The organism is Ruegeria sp. BE3 (genome assembly GCF_056538865.1).
Window position 1 is genome coordinate 21,764 of record NZ_JBQFTW010000019.1, and the last position, 7,142, is coordinate 28,905.

Consider the following 7,142-nt stretch of genomic DNA (forward strand, 5'->3'; position numbering starts at 1 on the left):
ACCGATATGTTCTATGACGTGACGTATCAGCGGAATGCATATCGAGCCCCCACCGCCGGAATTTTATTTTGGGATCTATCGCAAGCGTGCAAGTGAGCTGCATTCTGCAAACGTGAGTTGAAATTTGCCAATCAAAGCGTAGCTGTGATTGAAGGAAAATACCAAAAAGTTGTAGGGCTTGTTCAGAAACCACTGCCAATTGAGCGTGTACTTTGAACCACGCAAACTTATGGGCAAATCGTGCAAAGTAATGCGCAAACGTCGCGTAAAGTTATGGGCGAGCACACTTGAATTTCATGAATGAAATCAACGAAAGGAATGCAGCGTTATGCGCGTACCTACAGCGGTGTATATCGCCAAAGTACTAGTTGGCTGCTTGCGATAAGGCCGACCGAGCCGCGCTTCATTGAAAGGGATCTACGAAAACCTCGCAATTGAGTTGTGTTGTTCGGTTTTGGGTTGAATTACTCCAGTCAAAATGCACTTTTGATTGAGTTTTGGTGCGTTCAAGTTGATCGAGCTACGCTAAGACAATCGACAATTGAGCGCGTATGGTGAACAGTGCAAACTTATGGGCAAGTCGTGCAAACTTATGCGCAATTGCTGTGCAAAATTATGGGCGAAGACACCCAGATTCTCTGAATAAAATCAATGATAGGAATGCAGCGTTATGCGCGTCCCTACAGGCACTTGTAGGTGCGCCCATAGCTTTGCATTTCGCCCAAAGAATTGCATTTTTGGCCCAAAACTTTGGGCGCATTAACCTTCAACTTTCTTGGTTCGAGGCTCCATATCTTCGGGTCTCATTCTTTGCCTGTTTCGCGCCATCGCCGTATTGCCGGGGAAGGTTTTCGGATGGCCGCTTCCAGCTTAAATCGATCGTTCAGAAAAGATTATTCTGGTCAAGTTGAAGGATTCCCATGCTACAGTTCTCTTGTCGAATGGCTGTTTGCGTCGCTGCTAAAAAATAGAAACGCACCGAATATGCCCTTGTGGCGACCGACTGTGTTTATTTTGATGTAAATTGAAGGAGCGAACAGATGTCATTTAGACTTTTTGGATCAGTAGTTGTCGCTGCCACTACGATAATCGCGGCTTCTTCGACCGCACAAGAAATTGCCGACACGATCTATACGGGCGGACCAATCCTGACGATCAACGATGAACAGCCGACCGTAGAGGCTGTAGCTGTCAAGGACGGGCGCATTCTTGCGGTAGGGGACCTGACAGAGGTTATGAGCAAGCAGGGTGATGCCACCGAACTGTTCGACTTGGATGGTCGGGCGATGCTTCCGGGGTTCATAGACAGTCATGGGCACGTCGTATTTGGCGGATTGCAAGCGCTCTCAGCCAATTTGCTGGCCCCGCCTGACGGCAACGTCACGGACATAGCAAGTCTACAAGAGACGTTGCGCGTATGGGTTGAAGAAAACACCGAAGCTGTCGAACGCGCAGGTGTTGTCATCGGGTTTGGCTACGATAACGCTCAACTCGCTGAGCTGCGGCATCCAACCCGCGAGGACCTGGACGCAGTAACAACTGACCTTCCAATTATTATTGTGCATCAATCCGGGCACATCGGGGTCGCCAACTCCAGGGCGCTGGAACTTGTGGGTTTTGACGCGGCCACGCCGGATCCTGCCGGTGGCATCATACAGCGAGACGCAAACGGAGAGCCAAACGGAGTTCTTGAGGAATATGCGTTCTTCGGCGCGCTTGTTCCAATTTTGGGTCAACTTGGCCCGGACGCCCTGTTGGCTTTCGCCGAGGCAGGCGCGGAGCTCTGGGCAAGTTTTGGTTATACGACGGCTCAAGACGGGCGTTCTTCTGGAGAAGTGGTGGAAGCCCTCAAAGCTGTGGCCGCCGAAGGCAAAATCCCGATCGATGTCGTGGCGTTTCCAGACGTGTTGGAGGCACAAGACTACATCGCTGAAAATACTTCATCCGAATACGCAGACGGTATCCGCGTTGGCGGCTGTAAATTGACCATCGACGGGTCACCGCAAGGCTTCACGGCACTTCGGGATCGACCCTATTACGATCCGGTAGGTGACTATCCCGCAGGCTACGCTGGCTATGCCGCCGTAGCCATGGAGCAAGTGCAGGAGGCTGTGAACTGGTGCTACGAGCGCGGCTTCCAGATCATCACGCATGCCAATGGCGAAGGTGCTTCGGATATGCTGATCGCGGCGCTGGAGGTTGCTCAAACCAAATACGGCGACCCGGGAAACCGCCCGGTACTGATCCACGGTCAGTTTTTGCGTGAAGATCAGGTGGATGCATATAAACGTCTCGGCGTGTTTCCGTCGCTTTTTCCGATGCACACGTTTTATTGGGGTGATTGGCATCGTGATCACACGGTTGGACCGGTCAACGCAGACAATATTTCGCCCACAGGCTGGCTCGTTGAACGGGACATGATGTTCGGGTCGCACCATGATGCTCCGGTGGCGTTCCCCGACAGTATGCGCATACTCGATGCGACCGTTACACGCCGGACCCGTTCCGGAGACATTCTTGGGCCACACCAGCGCGTTGACGTAATGACAGCCTTGAAGGCTTTGACAATCTGGCCAGCCTGGCAGCATTTTGAGGAAGTTCAAAAAGGCTCAATCGAGGTCGGGAAGCTCGCGGATTTTGTTCTGTTGGCGCAAGACCCCACCGCTATTGATCCTGAAAAGCTGGATCAGAACCGGGTCGTTGCCACCATCAAAGAAGATGAAACGATCTACGTGGAAGGAATACGGGAGGGGCGACTGAACTACGAACCACGCGGTAATGGCAGCGATCCCTATGCGGATTTCCTGCGGTCGTTCGCAATTGCCCAAGAAATGCAGAAATCGCCTAGTGCGTTGAGCCGGATGCGGCCATCGGTTTTGTCCCGAGCACCGCATTCAGGCGCCTGCGTGGTTCGCACTTTAGGAGACATTGTCAATGCATCGCTTGTCGCGCCGACCGAAGGCAACCAATAGCTAACAACGCTTGAGTATGTCATAACAAACAGAACGGGCTGAGGGCTTCCTGCATTGAGTTTGTTAGAAGGGCCACAGGTGTGGCGTTCGCAGCGAACATCTGGTCTAACGCGCCATAGCTCAGATTGGCCAATCGATGCCTAACGACAGGTTTGGACCGACGGCCAAAAATTGACTTGTCTGCTTTCTGCGTATTGCAGCCATTCGGGCATCGCGCAGCATCGGTCAAAGTGGGCTCGCATTCGACCTTCGCTGCTTCCCGCGCCTATGACTGTTTGCAGCCCAAACCGGACCTTCGCAACCAAGCTTTGCTAACTCCGAAATACACAACGAAACGGCCAGTTGCAGAGGTTGTATCGGCGGTGGCAACCAACCATTCGTGTCGTCGACTAACCTGTTCAACGTCGCACTACAACTTCTCCGAACTGATCCCACGAGGACCTAATCTTCGAAGCGTTCATTTGGCTCGACCACATTTACTTGCTTCGGAACTTGGTCGGTGTCATTCCGGTCTGACTTCGGAAAAAGCGAGTGAAATGGGACTTGTCAGAATAGCCGAGCATCAGTCCGATCTCTGCAATTGTCATCTGGTTTTGTTTGAGGTGCTCCTTGGCGACATCGATACGCAGCCGTTTGATTTCGCGCGGTAGCGTTGTGCCTTGTTTTTGAAGCGCTTTCAGAAACCGTTCCGGTTGTATTCCCAACAATCCAGCCACCACCTCTGGTCCCAAATCGGTTTCATCCAGTTTGTCGCGTAAGACAGATCGCAAAGCTGCCACCACGGTTACTTCTTCATCTTGTCGAAGTGATGCTATGGGCTTGGCAGAACCCTCAGAGACGTGGTGCAAAAACAACCATTCCACAGGAAAACTAATTTGCATTCCGGGATCAGTCCCAAGGCCAACCTCGATCCCTTTGTAGTCGATAGGCAGCCCATTGATGTATCTGCTTTCCCATCGCACACGGGAAGAGTCCCAGGACTCTCCGACGACGGTCTGCAATAGGCGTACATAGATTGCGGCACCAAAACCGGTCACCTGAATGGGTGGGACGGTTGGTTCCTGTTGCCTCTCGATACGATAAGTCGCTTTGTCTGCTTCAATGACAAGGCTGTGCCGCACAGAATTGGACTCCTGCGGCACGAGCTCAACAAAGCGGGTAAAAAACTCGAACAGCGTTTTTGTAGATTGCAAGGCTTGAGCGAAGGGCGGCCATCCTTGTAGGTCAAACGCTTCCCCTACATTCAGTCCTAGGTATCGATCCCCTGATACTTCTGAGAAAGCATTTACCAAGCCGTAAACCAACTCGGAGTGAACGAACACGGATGGGTTAGTCATCAGTTCAGCTTTCAAGCCGACCTGATCCAATGCTGGTTGCGGATTGATCTTACGTTCGGTGAGATATTGCAGAAAGGGAGCGGCTAAAGAGAGGCGAACAAAGCCCTCGCTATGCTCTCGGGAGGTGGAGTTGAAAGGCAAGCTCATAACCCTTGTTGGATTAGCTTTAAGAAGTGGCCATTTTTGCAGTCACATTCGTACATCCTAATTCAAAAGGGGCAACCGAGCCAATGAATTCCAGACTATAGTTGGCAAAACATGAATATGAAGGGAGTACTTATGTCCGGCTTACGAATGTCTCTTTGCTCGACGGCAATTGTCGCGGCAGTTCTTTCTTTTTCGGCGACCGCGCAGGCTCAGGATCAAGAAGAACCCCAAACGCTGTTTACCAACGTGCATGTCTTCGACGGTGTGAATGAGCAACGCATTGAAAATGCCAGTGTTCTGGTCGAGGGCAATCTGATCAAGTCCGTCTCAACCGATGCCATTGATGCGCCGAGTGCGAAGGTTATCGACGGCGGTGGGCGCACTCTGACACCGGGCTTTATAGAGAATCACGCGCACCTGATGCTCATGGGGCCATCGATTGCCGAGATGGAAACCAACTCGACCTGGGAGGATTTCGCCATCCACGGGACCCGGATGGCCGAAATGTACCTGATGCAGGGCTTCACGACCGTTCGCGATGCCGGGGGCGCTGGCGGCGGGCTGCGGCGCGCAATTGACGCCGGCCAGATCGTCGGCCCCCGCTTTTATCCTTCCGGGGCATTTCTCGGAACACGTGGTGGTCACGCCGATTTCGCATCCTTCACATCTCCGCCGGGTGGGGTGACCAACTTTGGGACTCTGAATATGGCCCAACAGGTCAACGGTGTTGACGAAATTTACATGTATGGCCGCAACAACCTGCGCATGGGTGCCACGCAATTGAAGTTCATGCAATCAGGTGGGGTGATTTCGGCATTCGATCCATGGCAGTTGCTCGCCGGTTCGAAAGAAGAGATCGAGGCCGCTGTTCAGGTTGCCAACGAGTACGGCACCTATGTCATGGCACATTCCTACCGCAAAGAAGCGATCATCAATGCCCTGAATGCAGGGGTCAGAACCATTGAACACGGATTTCACTTTGACTGCGAGATTTCTGCTTTGATGAAAGAAAAAGGAGCGTACATCACGACGAACATCACAGCATTTGATCCAGGCCTACTTGATGTTCCTTCCGTGAAAAACAACCCCAACAGTTTGAGGAAGGCCAAATCGGCCTCGGCGACCTTCGAAGCCTACATTCCAAGTATGAAGGAATGCCCGGCGCCGCGCGGTTTCCAAACCGATTGCGTCGGCTCGGTCGAAGCGTGCAACATCCAGATCGCCTACGAGAAACATCTGAATAACCATTTCTTCGGCCCCTATGCGTCGATGGTAACCCTAACTTCGGTAGGTGGCGAGATCGCGGCACTTAGCGGTGATTTCATGAACCCCTATCCGGAAGGCAAACTGGGTGTGATCGAAGAAGGCGCCTATGCCGACATCCTGCTGATAGACGGCAACCCCCTCGAAGACTTCTCTGTCGTTGGAACAGGCGATCAGTGGTTCGGTGCGGACCCGAGGCCGGACAGCCCGGAAACAATCCGCCTGATCATGAAGGACGGTGTGATCTACAAAAACACACTGGATTGACCAGATAAAGCAGCCGGAGAGCATTCATGCGAAATTGGTTTTGCTCCGCAGTATTCGCAGGGTTGGTTTTGTGCGGTTATAATGCTGCGGCGACGCCTGGAACCGCGTTGGACTGGGCAGATCTGCCAGATCCGTCTGCGCAGGTCTTTGATGACCCCTATCGTGAACTCAGCCCCGAACAGTTCGACGATGTTCTTTTCGTTGTGCGTATACGCGGCAGGTTGCAGCAGGAGGTTGGCAGCGCCGAAGAACGGCAGAAATGGCAATTGCTTTTAGCAGAGACCGAAGACGCCTTGGTGTCAGACGGAATTGACGTCGACTGGTTACTCGATCAGCGCGAGGTTGTGACTGAACGTCGAAGAAAGGCTGGAACGAGCGGAAACCCGCAATTCGACGGCAGAACAATCACACTCGCGGGCTTTGCCATTCCTGCTCCAAGCGATCCGGACGGCCGGCCTGTGGCGTATTTGGTGCCAGAAAGAGGGATGTGCAGCCACATGCCTCCACCTCCGCCTAACCAGATGATCCGTGTGCGGTTGAACGGGGACTGGGCGCCTAGCTATTTCCACGAACCCGTTCGGCTGACAGGCACGCTGACTATCGATCCTTCCGTTCATAATATGATGGTTGTGGATGGCCTCATGCCTATGAATGCGACTTTCCAGCTAGAGGCGGAACGTGTCGAAACTCTGGAAACCGAGGCAGACAGGTTGGAATGGAAGCAGCGTGCTGCTGATCGCATCCGCGCGGCAGGAAATCGCAAGACCGGTGGGGCACAGGCGTCAAAATGATAAGACTTCTGGTTGCCGCATTGAGCCTTGCATTTGCTGGCGCAGCGTCGGCTCAGGGACTATCCGGGCCATCTTCAGTCGAAGCCGATCTTGCGCCCGGAGACGGGCTCACCGATCCGCAATATCGTTCCGATTTTCCACGCAACATCGCACCGGGTTGGTTTCAGTGGAAAGACCGACTGGCTGAGGGTGGTTTTCGGTTCAACATTGACTACCTGGCATTGGGCCAAACCACGGATGCTGATCTGGGAACCGGCGAAGCAGCCAGCGGAATTGCGCGGTTCTACGGCAGTTGGCAGGCAACTGAACGGGGGTCTCTGACATTCAAGATCGAAGACAGGCAAAGTTATACTGACGTTGCTCCG

4 protein-coding genes and 1 pseudogene are annotated in these 7,142 nt (G+C 53.1%); 4 read left to right on the top strand and 1 reads right to left on the bottom strand.

The features are described 5' to 3' along the window. Positions 1-1,040 precede the first annotated feature (1,040 nt). On the top strand, positions 1,041-2,972 hold the full coding sequence (locus ACR0AZ_RS21455; RefSeq protein ID WP_480668224.1) for an amidohydrolase: 1,932 nt from the start codon (positions 1,041-1,043) through the stop codon (positions 2,970-2,972). Positions 2,973-3,448: 476 nt separating this feature from the next. Here the strand turns inward: ACR0AZ_RS21455 and ACR0AZ_RS21460 are convergent, their stop codons facing one another. Next, entirely contained in the window at positions 3,449-4,456 is a 1,008-nt protein-coding gene (locus ACR0AZ_RS21460; protein WP_480668225.1) for a helix-turn-helix domain-containing protein, read from the bottom strand. A gap of 132 nt (positions 4,457-4,588) precedes the next feature. On the opposite strand from ACR0AZ_RS21460, the gene ACR0AZ_RS21465 reads away from it, so the two are divergent. The 3 genes and pseudogenes from ACR0AZ_RS21465 to ACR0AZ_RS21475 all read left to right on the top strand — a co-directional run. Then, the gene (locus ACR0AZ_RS21465) at positions 4,589-5,986 is read left to right on the top strand and encodes an amidohydrolase family protein (RefSeq protein WP_480668226.1); all 1,398 of its coding nucleotides are present in this window, start codon (positions 4,589-4,591) and stop codon (positions 5,984-5,986) included. A 26-nt stretch (positions 5,987-6,012) separates the two neighbouring features. Next, positions 6,013-6,777, top strand: a complete 765-nt coding sequence (locus tag ACR0AZ_RS21470) for a DUF3299 domain-containing protein (RefSeq protein ID WP_170442179.1) — start codon at positions 6,013-6,015, stop codon at positions 6,775-6,777. Further along, positions 6,774-7,142: pseudogene (locus tag ACR0AZ_RS21475) on the top strand (carbohydrate porin); the annotation flags it as partial. The gene ACR0AZ_RS21470 and the pseudogene ACR0AZ_RS21475, both read left to right, overlap by 4 nt.